We start from the raw sequence: 18,068 nt of genomic DNA, 5'->3' as shown, positions 1-18,068 counted from the left end.
TCCTCTATAAGCTCTTTTCTGTATTCTATCTATACTGTTTATCTTTCCCATATTCTATCTCGTTCTTGCCATACACCGTCACTCGATTACGCCCATCTAGCTTAGAGCGGTATAATGCTTGGTCAGCATGATGTAAAAGAAGATGGCTCGAATCATTCTTGTCAGGGATCATTCCCGCGATACCTATACTAACGGTTACCACCTGACTCACTCTGGATTTCTCATGCGGGATTCGATATCCTTCAATGGATGAACGAATCTCTTCCGCCATCCCTTGGACTTCAGCTTGGTCCAGAACAGGGATAATAATAGCGAATTCTTCTCCACCATATCTAGCTACAATTCCCTTCTCACGCATGACTCTCTCCAGAAGAGCAGCGACGGCTCGTATGCAATCATCCCCTTGCAGATGTCCATACCGATCGTTATATTCTTTAAACTGATCAATATCAACCATCAGCATGGAGATACTAGACTGGTTTTGAATCGCTTTTTCCCATTCTTGAACAAAAACCTGATCAAAAAAGCGTCGATTTTTCGCTTTGGTTAATCCATCTATATAGGTGAGTTCCTTTAATCTTGAATTCGCCTGTTCTAACTCCCCTGTTCTTTTCTTCACTTCTTTTTCAAGATTATAGTTCCACTTCTGCAATTGATCCTTTGATTCTTGTAATTTCTGATTTGTTGATTCTAAATGCGCATAGAGTTTAACATTCTCGATAGAAATAGCGATCTGAGTTGAGATTAGCTCTAATATCTTGACTCTTTCTTTAGTAAAAACAGCCGGAGCTAAGTTATTTTCTAAATACAGCAATCCAATGGAAGTCCCTTTGTTCATAATCGGAAGACATAAGAGAGATTTAATATCATTCATTTTCATATATTGATCGTGCAAATAGCTATTTTCTTTAGAAGCATGTTCCAATACAACCCATTCTCCCGTTCTCAACACATACTGTATGACTGACTTCGCTACTTTACTGTCGTAATGGTAGAGTGGCATGGAATGCAATACAGTGATCTCTCCATCTGAAGAATCTTTTTCTGCTTCCACAGACCAAGTTTCCTCTTGCTTAAGGATCAAATATCCTTTTTCTGCTCCAGAGTATTCCAAAACGACCATCATAATTTTCTTCAATAAAGAAGGGAAATGAAATTCATTTAAGAACACTTCAGAAGCCTTAATCACTGTAGATAATTCTAGAGCTTCAATCACGGTATCTGTTGTCGTTGTCGTAGATAGGGTAATCGATTTTTCATCCTTTATTCTTCTCGTAAACAAGGCGGGATATCTTCCCATGATTTCTTCCACCTTCGCAGAAGCTCCCCACATTTGATATAGGTAAACCGCCTCTTTCAGGTACATCTTAGCTAGTCGATTATTTCCACGGCAAATATAGAGAGTTCCCGCTCGTTCATTGGCTAAGGCACCATCCCATAGGTACCCATTCTTATTCGCCTCTCGGATGGCTTGATCATATAGCTTAATCGCTTGATCATACTTTTCTTGAAGCAACATGATTTCTGCTTCTGCAATAAGCTTCTTACCCAAGAAATTATCGGGGCAATGCTTGGCCCATGAATCAAGTAGCCGAACGTCTTTTTTGATTCGATTCCAGATCCCTCTTCTTATCTTCTTTTCACTCACACGATATTTCTCAACCAGGGTTAGAAGCGAGAAGAAACGATACTCTACTATGTATGGCGAACCACTTAAAGCCTTAATATGATGGTCTGCTTCGACTAAAGCAGCATAAGCCCGATCGATTTCTCCATTCATATAAAAAATTTGATTCTTAAAGATATAATAAATAGCCACTCCTGATAAGTACCCCTCTTGCTTCATTTGATCCAGACAATGCTTTTCGGTAAATTGATCCGTATTCAAGGATAAGGAAGAGGAGGTATAGCCGGCAAAATTTAAGAAACGATGCTGATGAAGTAACATAGCATTCATGGCATTCTTATACTTTGACTCTCTCACTAAGGAGATGTATTTCTTATTTTCATTAATGGCTTCCTGAATCTGTAGCCTCGGATTCCACTGATGAACATATCCACAACTAAAAGACATATAGAGATGTTCACCTGATGAAAGCCCTGCTTCAATCGATTTGCTGAACCATTCCGTCATGTCCGACCAATCATGATTCCAGCTATGACTAAATAATCCATATAAAACGCAGGTCATTCCTCTCCATTGCTGATCTACTGACTGATCGCTGACTCGTATGGCAAGCTTTCCAAACCGTTCTGCTCCGCGTAAATCACCTAATCCAGCGAGCAAAACAGTATAGCCAATATAGATAGCTGACGTCTGAGGAATAAGCCCATGAGTTAAAGTAAGATTTAAGTTCTTTAGAATGACATATGCAAACATATTCTCATTACCAGTTAGATAAGCGGGCGGAATAAAATTAAGCATGATTTTCATCGCCAGAATTACTTTCTCGTCCTTAGCTAGTGGTAACGTAGCAAGCTGTTCCGTCGTTTTGTTTCTGATCCTGAGCTTCGCGCTAATCAATTCCTTGACAATGAGAGCTTTACCAGGACGCGAAGGGATGTGAAAACCAAGCTGTTTTAAAGCTAAAACTCCATACTCAATTGATTCTTGCATTCGACCAAAAAAAGCATATTGCTCTAGTTGCATCTTATAAATAAGTGCCTTTTGAATATCCGTTTTAGCATGTTGAAATAATAGCCTTGTCATTTGTTCACCAACAGTAAATTCATTGCAGAGATAGGCACATTCCGCATATAAATGAACAGCTCTATAAATAAATTCATACTGCTCCTGCCAAGCTTCACTAGGCAAAAGGTGAACACATGATTCGATAAATTTAAGAGCTTGATGATACGCTGTCGAAGCTTTTGCCTTTTGACAAGCTAAAAAGTTAAGTTCAGCAACCTTTTGTTTTTCCTGATCGGAAGTGATCAAATGTACAGCATGATTATAGTGTTTGGCAATTTGAATCGCCTCTTCCGCTATTTCATGGACCGTTGCCCCTTTGATCAGTATACGAGCAATATCAAGATGGGCAGCCTCTCTTTTTTCTTCCTCAAAAAAACTATACGCTGCCTGTTGAATTCGATCATGATGGAATTTCAAAACAACATCCAATTCTGAATTCTCCATGCAGGCTAAATCATAATCCTTTGTGATCGGAATAAGAATCCCCATCTCAATTGCAGGCATTAGTTTTTTCATAATGACCGAAGAAGGGCTTTGCTGAACCTTCGCTAGGGTCTTTAATGTAAAAACATTTCCAATAAGGGAAGCAAGAACCAGAGTTTCTTGTGATTCTTCAGATAGTTTTTTGATACGCTGAATAATAAGATCAACCACATTCTCATTGATGAACATTTGATTTATATGACCTAATTCCCAGCCCCATTTTCTTCTCGTTTCTTGATAATAGATCATACCTTCTTCATATAAGCTTTGTAAAAACTGAATTGAGAAAAAAGGATTCCCTTCTGTCCTACGATAAATAAGAGCGGCAAGTGATTCTGCTTCCTGCATCTCAATGTGCAGTGTGTCTGCAACCATTTGAATCACTTCATCTTTTTCTAATGGACGAATGGTGAGTTCTATCACTTCCTTAGAATGCCTAACTTCATTAAGAGATCGCGCTAGAGGATGATCATCAAATAATTCATTTTCTCGATAAGCTCCAATCATAAGTAAATGATGAACATCCCCTCTGTTCAGTAGATAATGAATCAAAGCTAGAGAGGGTTGATCAATCCATTGTAAGTCATCTAAAAAAATGGCTAAAGGTCTTCCTTCAGCAGTAAATGAGTGAATAAAGTTACCAAAAGTAACAAGGAAACGATTCTGATTTTCAGAAGGAGTCAGCTCTGGAATATCTGGCTGAGGTCCTATCACTTTTTCTAATTCAGGAAGCAAGTCGATCAATAATTTTCCGTTTCGATGCAATGAAGCAATGATCCTCTCTCTCCACTTAGCCACTTCTTCATCAGAGTGAGACAAAACATATCTTAGCAGTTCTTTACAAGCTTGTAATATGGCACTATAAGGAATTTCCCTGCTATATTGATCATATTTACCACTAATAAATAAGCCACGTGCCTGTAAGATAGGTTCGTGTACCTGTTCAATGATCGCAGTCTTGCCCACACCTGAAAAACCTGAAACAAGGACCAATTCCATGGACCCTTTTTTCACTCTATCAAAAGCTTGAATCATCTGCTGAATTTCTTCTTCTCTCCCATATATTTTAGGTGAAACCTGAAAATGAACATTGTCATCCTGTGTCCCAAGAGCAAAAGATTCAATTCTTTCTTTTTTTTCTAGCTGTTCTAAACAAGTTGCTAAATCCGATACCAGTCCATAGATATTTCCATAACGGTGCTCTGCCATTTTTTCGAGTAATTTCATGATGATATCTGAAAGAGGTTTGGGAATGTCTGAATCTAGTTCGTGTGGTGAGAGTGGTTTCTTGGCTATATGTGAATAGATTATTTCTAGAGGATCTTTCTCTTGAAAGGGGAGGATTCCTGTGAGCAATTCATAGAAGGTAACTCCAAGAGAATAATAATCAGCCCTATAATCAATAGGTCTGCGTATTCGCCCCGTCTGCTCTGGGGAAATATACGCTAATGTTCCACTTACTACACTCATCATATTTAATTCTATGCTTTCCAACTGTCGCTTCGTTGATAGCCCAAAATCAATAAATTGAATTTGATTGGTTTCGGGATGGATTAAGATGTTCGATGGATTAATATCTTTATGAATAATATGACAACGATGGATTTCTCCTAAAGTTTTTGCTAAGTCAATAAAAATATAAATCTTCTCGATTAGGCTTTCTCTATCGTGCTGAACATTCCGCCCAGAGTGAAAGACAGGGGCTTTAGAGAGAGGAATCCCTCCCGTATCTTCCATCTCTAGAATGTAGCCCTTATTTAATTTTAGTAAAGAGCGGGCTTTGATCACGCCTGGAATAGCAAGCTCTGATAGAATATTATATTCATACTGGAGCCTGGCTATCTTGTGTGGAGCAGGATTCTCATCATTTAATAGCTTTAGAATGACAGCTTCACTCGTATCCTTTTCTGCCCGATAGACCACCGTGTTTAAGCTCTGGTATAAGGTTTCAACCGTTCTATAACCTAATTGCTCTATCAATCTCATTTTTCAATCCCTCTTGTTTATTTAATTTTGATGCAAAATCCGGTTCTAAATTAAACAAATAAGCTGCCCATAACCAAAACACCCAACATAAAACACCAAAAGGCAAATACCCAAAGTAACCTAGCAAAGGCATTTCTGAAAAAATTCTAATCACGTTAACATAAGGAATATCATAGATCCAAAAATTAGGGTTTGTTGGTCTGTCTGGATTAAAATAATGACTCCCATAATTCCACATTTCCCACAAAAAACCATTAAATAACGAAGCTAACCCCATAAGAATAAAGGGGCTCCAGTTCCCTTTAGCCATCGGACTGTAAGGCGTCCAATACCCTTTGTAGATTAACAGGCCTGATAAAATGAAAAGCGGACCAATCCACAAACCAAAGAAGAGCAGATGAGAAAAAATACCTGTTCCAAATGTTAATAACGCTCCTCCAAGCATGATGATGAAGCCCCATTTTTTCGTTAAATTCAGCTTAGGTCCATTCGTATATCTGTTCTTCAGGCCCTCAAAGGTCTGTAACAGCAAATACCATTCAAAAATAGCCGGCCAAACGGTCGTATAGGCTAATGTATACCAGACCACATTGCCAACAGGGGAGAGAAGCTTGTTATTGGGATAATACCAATTCTCATTGACAAAATAATTTAAGTACTCAAATAAATACCAACCGAAAATGGATGTTAAACTAAGGAGTAGGACTAATTTAGGACGACTTGCTAACAGAGAGTATCCTCTACTTCTCTTATAGACAATCCCATCAAGTGCACAAATAAATCCCCACCAGAGAGGAACAAAGGTGTAAATTTCAAGTCCTCCAAGAGAAACTCCTCCCCACATGACAAACCAAGACCCAAGACAAACGATGCTTCCTAACCAAAACCACAAGGGATAGCGAAAACATTCTGTCTTGTCATTCGTTCTTCTTGTGGACAACTTCTTAAAACCAAACAAAGCAGGAAATAAAATAAGTAAAATGATAACGGTTTCTCCTAGTGCAATAAATAGAAAATAATAGAGATTAAACCCTGGTTCACCTGCTACTTTTTGCGGAGGAAAGATTCCAAAGCCGGGAGGTAAGCCCTTATTGGAAATCAAGCTTCCCAGCAAAGGGAGCAGTATGATTAAAATCATGCCAAGCCAAAACATTTTTTTCCCTTTTACAAGTTGTTTCATCATTATGTATCACCCTATCCCTAGTATAAGGGACGATACAGTTCAAGTCATGCTATTTTTATCGAAAAATGAAAATAATTGAAAAAATATGTCGATTTTTATGTGCAAAAAAATGATAGAATGTTTTTCTATAGGTTTTCCTTGCAGCCTTCTTATATAATATAATGAGTGAAAGGTATATTATACCATACTTATTTTTGTAGGAATGAAAGGTGTGTATGTATGAAGGAAATCTCCATCGGCATCTTAGCTTCTTTGTTTTTTGCTATCACTTTTATTTTGAATCGCTCTATGGAACTTGCAGGAGGTAGCTGGATCTGGAGTTCTTCTTTGAGATATCTCTTCATGTTCCCTTTTTTATTTTTGATCGTGTTGTTCAGAAAAAATATGATGCAGGTTATGAAGGAAATTGGTAAACAACCTTTTCACTGGCTAGGCTGGAGCTTTGTCGGCTTTGTTCTGTTTTATGCTCCTTTAACCTATGCAGCCGCTTATGGAGCAGGTTGGTTAGTGGCTGGAACATGGCAGATCACCATTGTTGCAGGTGTATTACTAAGTCCTCTCTTTTTTCAACAGGTTCCTTCAGCTAATGGTATACGTAAGGTCAGACAAAAAATCCCCTTGAAAGCTTTAGCTATATCCTGCTTGATTCTTTTTGGCGTTGTGCTGATTCAGCTACAACAAGCGCAGGATCTGACATGGGGAATGATTAGCATCGGTGTTCTTCCTGTTATGCTTGCAGCCTTTGCTTACCCATTAGGAAATCGAAAAATGATGGAGGTATGTGGCGGAAGACTCGATACCTTCCAGCGGGTATTCGGCATGACACTAGCGAGCCTTCCATTCTGGATTATTCTTTCTATTTGGGGGTATGTCCAAGTAGGACCTCCCTCAACCGATCAACTTATTCAGTCCTTGGTTGTGGCAATCTGCTCTGGAGTCATTGCTACGATTTTGTTTTTTGTTGCCACGGATCGAGTAAGAGAGCATCAAGGAAAATTAGCGGCAGTTGAAGCCACACAATCCACTCAAGTATTGTTCGTTATCCTAGGAGAAATTTTATTTCTTTCTACCCCACTCCCCCAAGGAATTGCATTAATAGGTCTTCTTATTATTATGGGAGGAATGGTGCTCTATAGTTTTTATTCCAAAGATTCGGGTTCCCCTGTTCTTCGGTCTGTTCAAGCTAAGAAGTGGGGGAAATCAGTCTAAATATCGGTGAAATCCAATAGGTGTTTCAGCTTAAACTGTAGCTTTCGTTCTAGTTTCTTTTTTTCTAATTGATTCATAAAATACAATTCAATATCCCAGCCCAGCATCATAAGTGTGTTATCAAAGAGAGTCCATTTTAAATCATGATGGTACTGCTCTTTCTTTAGCGGATATCCGCTTTCCATCAGAAGATCATAGTACTCATCGATGATGTTCTGGCGAATGGCTTCCTCGTCAAAATCCTGTAATAAAATGCTGATATCTCTTACTGGAGAAGCGACGTGAACCCATTCCCAGTCGATAAAGATGGCTTGTCCTTGATGAACAAATAGATTGTCCAAATGAGGATCTCCATGTGTCACCGTTAAGGGAGCCAGAATAGCTGATGGGTACTGTGGATAAAATTGCTCTATCTTTTCAGTCAGAGGCATAAGCCATTTATCTACCTGAAACATAGAGTCGGATTCATTTAATCTTTTCATTTGTTCTATAGTCCAGACTGCCCATTCAGCGCTATACGGATAAGGAGTGATCAAGCCCTCGGTCATCCACTTCTCCACTTTTACTCTGCTTGAACTATGCAGATCAGCAAGAGCTTTCAGGACAAGCTGTACATTGTAGTATTCTACTTGCTCTGAATGCTTTTCTGCTTTTAAGGAGGCTCCCATATCTTCAATTAGAATGGATCTAGGCTCCTCCAAAAACATAGCATGGACAGGGGGCATCCACTTTTCAAGATGTTGAGATAGCTTTTGATATATTTCTACTTCCTGATCACGCCCTTCTTGAAAGATTTTATAAATGAGACTGAGGGGTTGCTTATCTTTATTTTGGGCACGAATCCGATATATTTTTGAAGCAAAGCTGCCTTTTAGTTCTTCTACAGAATCAACATCTAGATCCAAATCCTTTATTTTGCGAATAAACTCCATTGTACATCCCTCTTTGTTTCCTCTTAATTGATAAAGTACTTTATTTCTTATTATATACAAAAAAGAAATACTCGGCTTTGCCGAGTCCTTTTTGTTTTGGTTTTTTTATGAAGCTTAATCCCTCCAACGAACGGCAGGGGAATACCTATCCTCCATTCCAACGCTCATCGCTTAACTTCCATTTCGGACAGGTATTCCCCCGCCTAGCTTGCCATCCTTATCCACAAAAGATTGCCAGCGTTTCCTTAAAAATTTGCTTAAGAATGTTCGACTCCATATTTCTTTTCTATTTTACCAAAACAAATAAAGGTGCTCACACCAAAAGATTATATACTTTCCGATATCAGGACAAAAAAACCTACAGGTTACAGATGTAACGTTGTAGGTTTAACTGTTGTATTATCCTTTTTACTTTGCTAGCTTTTCGTAAGCCAGCTTCAATTGTGCTCGGACTTGATTAGGAGCGGTTCCACCCAAGCTATTTCTAGCGGCTACAACATGCTCAGGCTCTAGAATCGGATAGATGTCCTCTTCAAATAATGGACTAAACTGTTGATATTCTTCTATTTTTAATTCTAATAAGAACTTCTTGTGCTGAATAGAATACAGGACAATTTTGCCTATCACTTCATGCGCTTCACGGAAAGGAAGTCCTTTTGTTACAAGGTAATCAGCAATATCCGTTGCATTGGAATAGTCTTCCTTTACGGCTCGTTTCATTTTGTCTTTGTTGACCTGCATTGTTTCAATCATCGGTGCAAGCAAACGGAGAGAGCCATCTAAGGTTGCTACCGTATCAAGCATCCCTTCTTTGTCTTCCTGCATATCCTTGTTGTAAGCCAAGGGTAATCCTTTGAGTACGGTTAGTAAACCTATGAGATTCCCATACACACGTCCTGTCTTTGCTCGAAGCAGCTCAGGAACATCTGGATTTTTTTTCTGCGGCATAATACTAGAACCGGTACAGAAGGAATCATCAAGCTCAATAAATTGAAACTCCTGACTTGACCAAATCACAAGCTCTTCTGATAAACGAGAGATGTGAGTCATCAGGATAGAAGCAATGGATAGAAATTCAAGAATAAAGTCACGATCACTCACCGCATCCATGCTATTTGGATAAACCGTTTCAAAATGAAGAAGCTCTGCCACTCTTTCTCTATTAATCGGAAACGTCGTACCAGCTAACGCCCCTGCTCCCAGTGGAAGCATGTTCACTCGTTTTAGACTGTCTTGCAGACGTTCCTTATCTCTTTCAAACATCCAAAAGTAAGCCATCAGATGATGTCCAAAGGAAACAGGCTGCGCTCTTTGGAGATGAGTATACCCAGGAAGAATGGTATCTACATTCTCACTTGCTTGTTGGAGAAATGCTTTTTGAACATTTGTCAGTAGCTGAATGAATTCTTCCGTTTTATGACGAAGATAGAGATGCATATCGGTTGCTACCTGATCGTTACGACTTCTGCCTGTATGAAGCTTCCCTCCTACGGGACCAATCTCATCTATTAACAGCTTTTCAATATTCATATGAATATCTTCATGTTCTACTTGAAATTGAACCTCTCCCTTTTCCACTTTTGCTAGAATGGTTTGCAGACCTTTTTTAATCGTTTCTGCATCCTCTGTGGGAATAATCCCGCACTCTCCTAGCATTGTCACATGAGCCATACTTCCTTCAATATCTTCCTTGGCCAATTGCTGGTCAAATGAGATGGAGGCTGTGAACTCTTCGACTAATTGATTCGTTTCCTTGGTAAATCGTCCACCCCAAAGCTTTGACATATCTATTTCCCCCTGCCTATTGCTTAGCTTTTTACTTTTTCTTTCTGATGAACCTCAGTGTACACCTTCGTCGATAAGCCCCATAATTTGATGAAGCCGACAGCCGCATTGTGATCGAAGAGGTCGCCTTTGGAATAGGTCGCCAATTCTTCATTGTATAGGCTATTCGCTGATTTTCTACCGACGACCATATGATTTCCTTTGAATAGTTTTACTCTGATCGTTCCTGATACGACCTTTTGACTTTCATTCACAAAAGCGTCTAGCGCGTTTTTCAATGGTGAGTACCATAAGCCATCATAAATGATTTTCGCCATTTGCTGATCAATCGTGGTCTTAAATTGGGATACCTCCCGAGGAAGGGTTAAGAATTCTAGCTCCTTATGAGCATTAATTAAGATAAGTGCACCTGGGTTTTCATATACTTCACGAGATTTGATTCCTACTAAACGGTTTTCAATGTGGTCGATTCTGCCTACCCCATGCTTACCGCCTATCTCATTCAAGGACTCAATTAGCTCTACTAAGTCCTTCTTCTGACCATTAAGAGCGACTGGTACGCCCTCTACAAATTCAATCTCTACATATTCTGGTTGATCTGGAGTCGCTTCAATTGGATTCGTCCAATCATAAGCAGCTTCAGGAGCTTCTACCCACGGATTTTCTAGTACTCCTGCTTCACACGCACGTCCCCAAATATTAGCATCAATCGAGAATGGATTATCTAAGTCGACAGGAATCGGAATCCCTTTCTCTTTCGCATATTCAATCTCTTCATCCCTTGTCATTCCCCACTCACGAACAGGAGCGATGACTTTAAGATTAGGATTTAAGGCTTGAATAGACACCTCAAACCGAACCTGATCATTTCCTTTCCCTGTACAACCATGAGCTACTGCTACTGCTCCCTCTTGCTCTGCCACTTCCACTAAAAGTTTAGAAATTAAGGGACGAGATAGAGCCGACGAAAGAGGATATTTCCCTTCATACAAAGCATTGGCTTTTAACGCTGGCAAGATATACTCTTCTGCAAGTAGCTCTTTCGCGTCAAACATAATCGCTTTAATGGCTCCTACATCTAAGGCTTTTTGTCGAATCGCTTCTAAATCCTTCCCTTCCCCTACGTTTAATCCTAATGCAATTACATCATAGCCATATTTCTCTTGAATCCATTTAATTGAAACGGAGGTATCTAGCCCCCCGGAATATGCTAATACTACTTTTTCTTTTGCCATTTTTCTCTCTCCTTACTCATTCTATACTATGCATTAATATATATAATATCGTATTTTTATTCATTATGCACGAAAAAAATTTATTTTTTTATTTTTCCATTAAAGCCTTGAGAATAGCTTTTTGAGCATGTAAGCGATTCTCTGCTTCATCGAAGACAACGGAATGAGGACCATCTAGAATCTCTGCTGTAACTTCTTCTCCGCGATGCGCTGGTAAGCAATGCAAGAAGATAAAATCTTTCTTAGCCAGTTGGCATAATTCAGTATTGACCTGATAAGGAAGAAAGATTTTTTTTCTGGCTTCAATCTCTGCTTCATGTCCCATACTCGTCCAAACATCTGTAACTACCACATCGGCATCTGCGATGGCTTCTTGTGGAGAAGTAGTTAATACAACTTGGCTCTTCGTTTGTTCTCCTGCTTTCTGCGCCGCTTCAACAATCGCTTGATTAGCTTCATATCCTTTAGGGCTAGCGATATGAATATCCATCCCTACTTTTACCGCTCCTTCAATTAAGGAGTGTGCCATATTGTTATTTCCATCTCCTATATAGCACATTTTTAATCCTTGTAAGGTTCCTTTATGCTCTACTATAGTGAGTAGGTCAGCCAGTACTTGAACTGGATGATGGGAATCTGTTAAGCCATTTATGACAGGAATCGAAGCATGCTCTGCAAACTCTTGAATGGTTTCATGAGCAAATGTACGGATCATCACTCCATCTAAATAGCGGGAAAGAACTTTCGCTGTATCATGGATGGATTCCCCTCTGCCTAGTTGTAAATCCTTGGAGCTAAGAAATGTCGCTTGACCGCCCAACTGATACATCCCCACTTCAAAGGATACTCTCGTCCGAGTAGATGGCTTCTCAAAAATCATACCTAATACTTTACCGTTTAAGTAATGGTGCTGCTGTCCTTTTTTCTGCATTTCTTTTAACATCAGCGCTTGATCTAATAAATATTGAATCTCTTCCGTGCTGTATTCAGCTATTGTCAAAAAGTCTTTAGCCCCAAAATGGGGCTTTGCTTTTGGTTTTTGTAGCTCAAGCTTTAGTGGTTGGCTCATGCGAACTCCACCTTTCTATTATAGTAGTCATTCATGGAACGAATATCTTTGTGATACTCCTCTCCATTTCCAATCGCTGCCTTGACTGTGTCTAGGCAAGTAAAGCAAGGAATCTGATAACGTACCGCTTGTTCTCTGAGGAAGAAACCAAATCGATCCTTCATCCTTCCTTGACGCGGGATATTTAGAATTGCCACTACATCACCCTGCTTAAGGCGCTGATCAATCTGAGTTCGATCCTTTACGATCGACGTAGCTGGAATCCCTTTACGGAAGAAATAATCGGCTGTTCCTTCTGTCGCTAAGATGGTATAGCCTCGAGCTATTAGCTCTTGAATGTATGGAATGCTATCGTCTTTTTCTCGATCGACGATAGAGCATAAAATATAGGCTGGTTGTTCATACTGTACTTTAAATGGGTTCACGGCTCCAAGGAACATCGCCTTTTCTAAAGCCTCTTGAAACGATTCTCCTAATCCTAGCACCTCTCCAGTTGATTTCATCTCGGGTCCTAAGACATGATCTACTTCTCTCAGTTTAGCAGCCGAGAAGATAGGTGCTTTAATCGAATAATAGAGCGGCTCATCAAGGAGTCCAAGCTGAGAATGTAAATCCTTTAAGGAGTCTCCTAATTGGACATTGGTAGCCCATTCAATCATCGGAATTTGTGTCACCTTACTCATGATGGGAACCGTTCTAGAGGATCTAGGATTAACTTCTAACACATAGACTTGATCATTTGCCACAACAAATTGAATATTCATCATCTATAATCGGAATGGCTTAAGAGCGATTTTCTTAGCGTATTCCACCAGTGTTTCCTTTACTTCATTCTTGATGGTGATAGGAGGGAAAATCGTCATGCTGTCTCCTGAATGAACGCCAGCTTTTTCAATATGTTCAAAAATCCCTGGAATAATGATGTCAGTACCATCCGAGATCACATCTACTTCACACTCTAATCCCGGAAGATATTTATCCACTAATAATGGCCATTGACGTGCATCCTGCTCTTCCTCTAGCTGCTTCATATACTCTTGCAGCTCTTCTGCCTGGTAGAAAATATGCATCGCCTGCCCTCCAATGACATAGGAAGGACGAACAAGAACGGGATACCCTAGAGCTTCTGCTGTTTTGATTAACTCTACTGCTGTGTTCACTGTTTCTCCCTGAATGTGAGGGATCTCTACTTCATTAAGTAATTGGTAGAATCGCTTCCGATCCTCCAATTGATCGATAGCATCGATGGACGTTCCAAGAAGGGGTACGCCTTCTTCTTCTAAAGCCTGAGCGACGTTAATCGCTGTCTGACCTCCAAATTGGATTAGGACTCCTTTGACCTGTTCCTTTTCTATAACATGAAGAATATCTTCAACAGCTAAGGGTTCAAAATACAAACGATCAGCTATGGAATAGTCTGTGCTGACTGTTTCTGGATTGTTGTTCATAACAATCGCTTCGTATCCTTTTTTCTTCACCGCCAACGTTGCATGGACAGAGCAATAATCAAACTCGATGCCTTGCCCAATTCGAATAGGTCCTGAACCAATGACTAGAATTTTTTTGCGTTGGCTCGCTTCAACCTCATCCTGTCCCTTCCATGTAGAGTAATAATAAGGCGTTACTGCATCAAATTCAGCTGCACATGTGTCCACTAGCTTATACCCTGGCTTCCACCCTAGCTGACGTCTTCTCTGACGAATTTCTTGCTCTGGAACCTGAAACAAGGAAGCAAGATACTGATCTCCTATGTTTTGTTCTTTTGCCTTCCTAAACAAAGCTTCTGGAAGGTCTGACCATGTATATTGTACGAGTTGCTGTTCTAACTCAATCAAGCTTTTGATTTTAACCAGATACCAAAGATCAATTTGGGTTAATTGATGAATTTCTTCTATTTCATATCCCTTTCGAAAGCCTTCAGCAATCGCGAAAAGGCGGATATCTGTGGCTTCGGCAAGATAAGGAATTAGTTCTTCCTTACTGTATTTTTTGAACATTCCAAGTGATAGACCTGATACCTTCATTTCTAGGGAACGTAATCCTTTATTCAAAGCTCCTTCGAAGGTACGATCGATCGCCATCACTTCACCTGTGGCTTTCATTTGTGTGCCTAGACTACGATCGGCTTCACTAAATTTATCAAAAGGAAAACGAGGAAGCTTCACCACAATATAATCTAAAGCCGGTTCAAAGGAGGCATAGGTGCTTCCTGTGATCGGATTCTTTAATTCATCCAGATGATAACCCACGGCACATTTTGCCGCCATCCTCGCTATCGGATATCCCGTCGCCTTCGAAGCTAGCTGAGGAACGGCTGACACGTGGATTTACCTCGATAATGTAGTATTGATTTGAATAGGGATCTAGAGCGAATTGGATATTACAGCCCCCGATGATGGCGAGCGAACGAATCACTTTCAATGAAGAATCCCGTAAAATTTGGTATTGCACATCTGAAAGCGTCTGCGATGGAGCTACGACGATCGAATCACCTGTGTGGACACCCACTGGGTCCATATTCTCCATATTGCACACAATGATACATGTATCATTGGCATCTCGCATCACTTCATACTCGACTTCCTTCCAGCCCTTGATGCTTTTTTCAAGAAGGACTTGATGAATCGGGCTTAACTGTAAGCCTTTTTTCAGGATCAGTTCTAACTCCTGCTCATTGTAAGCAAATCCCCCACCAGCTCCTCCTAAGGTGTAGGCAGGTCTAATAATGAGAGGAAAGCCAATTTCGTGTGCAAATTTCATTCCTTCTTCCACAGAGTGGACAATGGAGGATTCGGGGATTGGTTCGCCAATTTCAAGCATCAGATTACGAAATTTCTCGCGATCCTCTCCCTTTTGGATCGATTCCACAGAAGTTCCAAGCAACCGTACTCCATATTTTTCTAAAATTCCTTGTTCATATAGCTGTACAGCTAAATTTAATCCCGTCTGCCCCCCTAGGTCCCTATGATCCCATCTGGCTTTTCTTTCTGTATAATGATTTCAATGCTTTCAACTGTTAAGGGTTCAATATAAACTTGATCGGCAATCGTAGGATCAGTCATGATCGTAGCCGGATTACTATTAATAAGAACAACCTGAATTCCCTCTTCTTTTAGGGCTAAGCAGGCTTGTGTACCTGCATAATCGAACTCTGCTGCCTGACCAATTACAATGGGTCCAGAGCCGATGACTAACACTTTTTTTATCTCTTTATTTAATGGCATATTTCATTTCCCCTACTTGAGTCAATTGTTGAATAAAGTTCATAAATAGATAATCCGTATCACTGGGCCCTGGATGTGCTTCAGGGTGAAATTGTACCGTTTGAATAGGTAAATGTTTATGCTGTAACCCTTCAATTGAACCATCATTGACATTGCGATAAGTGATCTCGAATTTCGCCTTATTAATGCTTTCATCTAATACAACATAGCCGTGATTTTGAGAGGTCATTCTTACTTTTCCTGTAAAAATCTCTTTGACAGGGTGGTTTCCTCCACGATGACCATACGTTAATTTTGTCGTTTTCGCTCCATGTGCCAAAGCAATCAATTGGTGACCAAGACAGATTCCCATGCTAGGGAAAGCCTCCGTTATTTTTTTGATTTCTCCAAACATCGCTTTAAGACTCATCGGATCTCCAGGTCCATTGCTAAATAACACTCCATCTGGCTGTAAGGTCAACAGCTCAGCATAGGTCACATCGTAAGGAAGGACCGTTACCTTGCACTCCGCTTGCAATAAAGCATCTAAAATAGACTTCTTATAGCCATAGTCAATCAATGCCACGTGAGGTCCTGAATGTTCATACGTGATCCATTCTTTTGTAGAAACCTCTTGAACCCAGCATTTACTTAAGAGCTGCTTGACGTTCGGCTGCTGCCAACGATAGTCAATCTCTATTTCACTTAGCAGATGAGGAGTGACAATTCCTCGAAGTGTACCGTGTTTTCGAATGATTTGTACCAAGGCACGTGTATCTACACCAGTCAATCCACTTACTCCCGCTTGCTCTAGTTGCGCAGAGAAGGATTGATTGGCTTGATAATGACTCGGATTCAGACAAACATCCCCTATGATCACTCCGGCAACATGCGGCTTTGTACTTTCACTATCGAATGGATTCACTCCGTAGTTTCCGATTAATGGATAGCAAAAAACAAGAATTTGCCCTGCATACGATGGATCAGTAATCATCTCCTGATATCCAGTCATACTTGTATTAAAAACAACTTCCCCAATAACTTCTTGAGAATTGCCTATGATTTCACCTTCAAAAATTTCACCAGACTCTAAAACGAGGTATCCTTTCCCCATTTTGTTCCCTCCTCACACCTGCTTGCTTTTCCAATAACATCTATGTCAGATTATTTCTCACACATGATTATATTGAATTATTATACTTATTAATGCATTTATATACAACACTTTTTTATTTTCACTTTGTAAACTTTTTGTATCCGTTTACATCTTTTAATTTGTGCTATAATACGTTAAGTTCAATTTATGCATCGTGTTAGGAGAGGCTTATTATGCCAATTGTATACATTTTTCTTTTGCTTCTGACAAGCTTGTTATGGGCAGGTAATTTTGTAGTAGGAAAATTTTTAGTCGAGCATGCCTCTTCCATGACATTAACTAGCCTGCGATGGATCATTGCCGTCCTATGCCTACTTCCTATCGTCTGGTATAAAGAGAAGACGCTCCTCATTCCCAAAAAATCTCTCGTCCCTCTACTCTTCATGGGGATTACTGGTGTTGTCTTCTTTAACCTTTTTCAATTTTGGGCTCTAGAATCAACCTCAGCGACCAATGTGGGCTTGATATCAACCCTTAATCCCATTTCTATTGCCATTGTATCTGCTATTTTTTTACATGATCGAATCAACCTGCTTCAGATTTTTTCGATGCTGTTTTCTTTTTTAGGAGTTGTCATTGTCTTAACAAGGGGAGAACTTGATCGACTGTTAGCTCTTCAGCTTAATGTAGGGGATCTGTGGATGGTTGCTGCCGTCATCGTTTGGGGCTTGTATTCGGTTTGTGCCAAGTGGGCAATGAAGACGGTATCTCCGATGTTATCTACCTTTTACTCTGGTGTATTCGGACTCCTTATTCTTCTGCCGTTTACGATATCTGATTTTACCATTTCAAATCCTAATGCCTCTTTCCTCTGGGCGATCATTTATACAGGATGTATTTCAACCGTTGTCTGCATGGTCCTCTGGAATATAGGAGTACAAAAACTAGGCGCCACCACTTCAGGAATCTTTCTTAATTTTAATCCGATTTTTACCGCTCTTTTGGCGTTTCTCTTTTTAGGAGAGCAATTAACTCAGGTACAGATCGTGGGAAGTTTTTTTGTAATTGGAGGATGCTATCTTTTTACTCAGTTTAAAAAGAAACAGGAGATCAGCCTCCCACCATCCCCTATCCAACCTCAATCTGTGACTAAAGGAAAATGACACTAAAAAAAGAGAATCTGCTAGAAACAGGT

General features: G+C 39.9%; 9 protein-coding genes and 1 pseudogene. 2 read left to right on the top strand and 8 right to left on the bottom strand.

Going from position 1 to position 18,068, the window contains the following annotated elements; genetic code table 11:
• Positions 1-25: 25 nt before the first annotated feature.
• Together JCM10596_RS17710 and JCM10596_RS17705 are read right to left on the bottom strand one after the other, a co-directional pair.
• On the bottom strand, positions 26-5,161 hold the full coding sequence (locus JCM10596_RS17710) for a diguanylate cyclase domain-containing protein (RefSeq protein ID WP_025028275.1): 5,136 nt from the start codon (positions 5,159-5,161) through the stop codon (positions 26-28).
• A complete protein-coding gene (locus tag JCM10596_RS17705) occupies positions 5,133-6,344 on the bottom strand; it encodes a small-conductance mechanosensitive channel (RefSeq protein ID WP_199900157.1) in 1,212 nt (403 codons plus the stop codon). Before JCM10596_RS17705 ends, JCM10596_RS17710 begins: the two co-directional genes overlap by 29 nt.
• A 219-nt stretch (positions 6,345-6,563) precedes the next feature.
• Here JCM10596_RS17705 and JCM10596_RS17700 point away from each other — a divergent pair, with 219 nt between their 5' ends.
• Complete coding sequence (locus JCM10596_RS17700) at positions 6,564-7,553, top strand: DMT family transporter (protein ID WP_025028273.1); 990 nt, start codon at positions 6,564-6,566, stop codon at positions 7,551-7,553.
• Here JCM10596_RS17700 and JCM10596_RS17695 read toward each other — a convergent pair.
• The 6 genes and pseudogenes from JCM10596_RS17695 to JCM10596_RS17670 form a co-directional block, all read right to left on the bottom strand.
• Positions 7,550-8,485, bottom strand: a complete 936-nt coding sequence (locus JCM10596_RS17695) for an aminoglycoside phosphotransferase family protein (RefSeq protein ID WP_025028272.1) — start codon at positions 8,483-8,485, stop codon at positions 7,550-7,552. The two genes, JCM10596_RS17700 and JCM10596_RS17695, sit on opposite strands and share 4 nt — an antisense overlap.
• Before the next feature lie 408 nt (positions 8,486-8,893).
• Positions 8,894-10,270: an argininosuccinate lyase gene (gene argH / locus JCM10596_RS17690; protein ID WP_025028271.1), complete on the bottom strand. Its 1,377-nt coding sequence runs from the start codon at positions 10,268-10,270 to the stop codon at positions 8,894-8,896.
• Positions 10,271-10,293: 23 nt separating this feature from the next.
• Positions 10,294-11,505: an argininosuccinate synthase gene (locus tag JCM10596_RS17685; RefSeq protein WP_025028270.1), complete on the bottom strand. Its 1,212-nt coding sequence runs from the start codon at positions 11,503-11,505 to the stop codon at positions 10,294-10,296.
• 88 nt (positions 11,506-11,593) lie between these two features.
• Positions 11,594-12,574, bottom strand: coding sequence for an ornithine carbamoyltransferase (gene argF, locus JCM10596_RS17680; protein WP_025028269.1), 981 nt, complete (start codon positions 12,572-12,574; stop codon positions 11,594-11,596).
• Positions 12,571-15,798, bottom strand: a pseudogene (gene carB / locus JCM10596_RS26275) (carbamoyl-phosphate synthase (glutamine-hydrolyzing) large subunit). Before carB ends, argF begins: the two are co-directional and overlap by 4 nt.
• Positions 15,785-16,891: a carbamoyl phosphate synthase small subunit gene (locus JCM10596_RS17670; protein ID WP_025028268.1), complete on the bottom strand. Its 1,107-nt coding sequence runs from the start codon at positions 16,889-16,891 to the stop codon at positions 15,785-15,787. Before JCM10596_RS17670 ends, carB begins: the two are co-directional and overlap by 14 nt.
• A 215-nt stretch (positions 16,892-17,106) precedes the next feature.
• Here JCM10596_RS17670 and JCM10596_RS17665 point away from each other — a divergent pair, with 215 nt between their 5' ends.
• Entirely contained in the window at positions 17,107-18,036 is a 930-nt protein-coding gene (locus JCM10596_RS17665) for a DMT family transporter (RefSeq protein ID WP_025028267.1), read from the top strand.
• The last annotated feature ends 32 nt before the right edge of the window (positions 18,037-18,068 follow it).

The organism is Caldalkalibacillus mannanilyticus JCM 10596, assembly GCF_000615945.1.
In the GTDB taxonomy this organism is placed as follows: Bacteria; Bacillota; Bacilli; order Caldalkalibacillales; family JCM-10596; genus Bacillus_AT; species Bacillus_AT mannanilyticus.
This window is presented reverse-complemented; position numbering and strand designations above follow the sequence as displayed.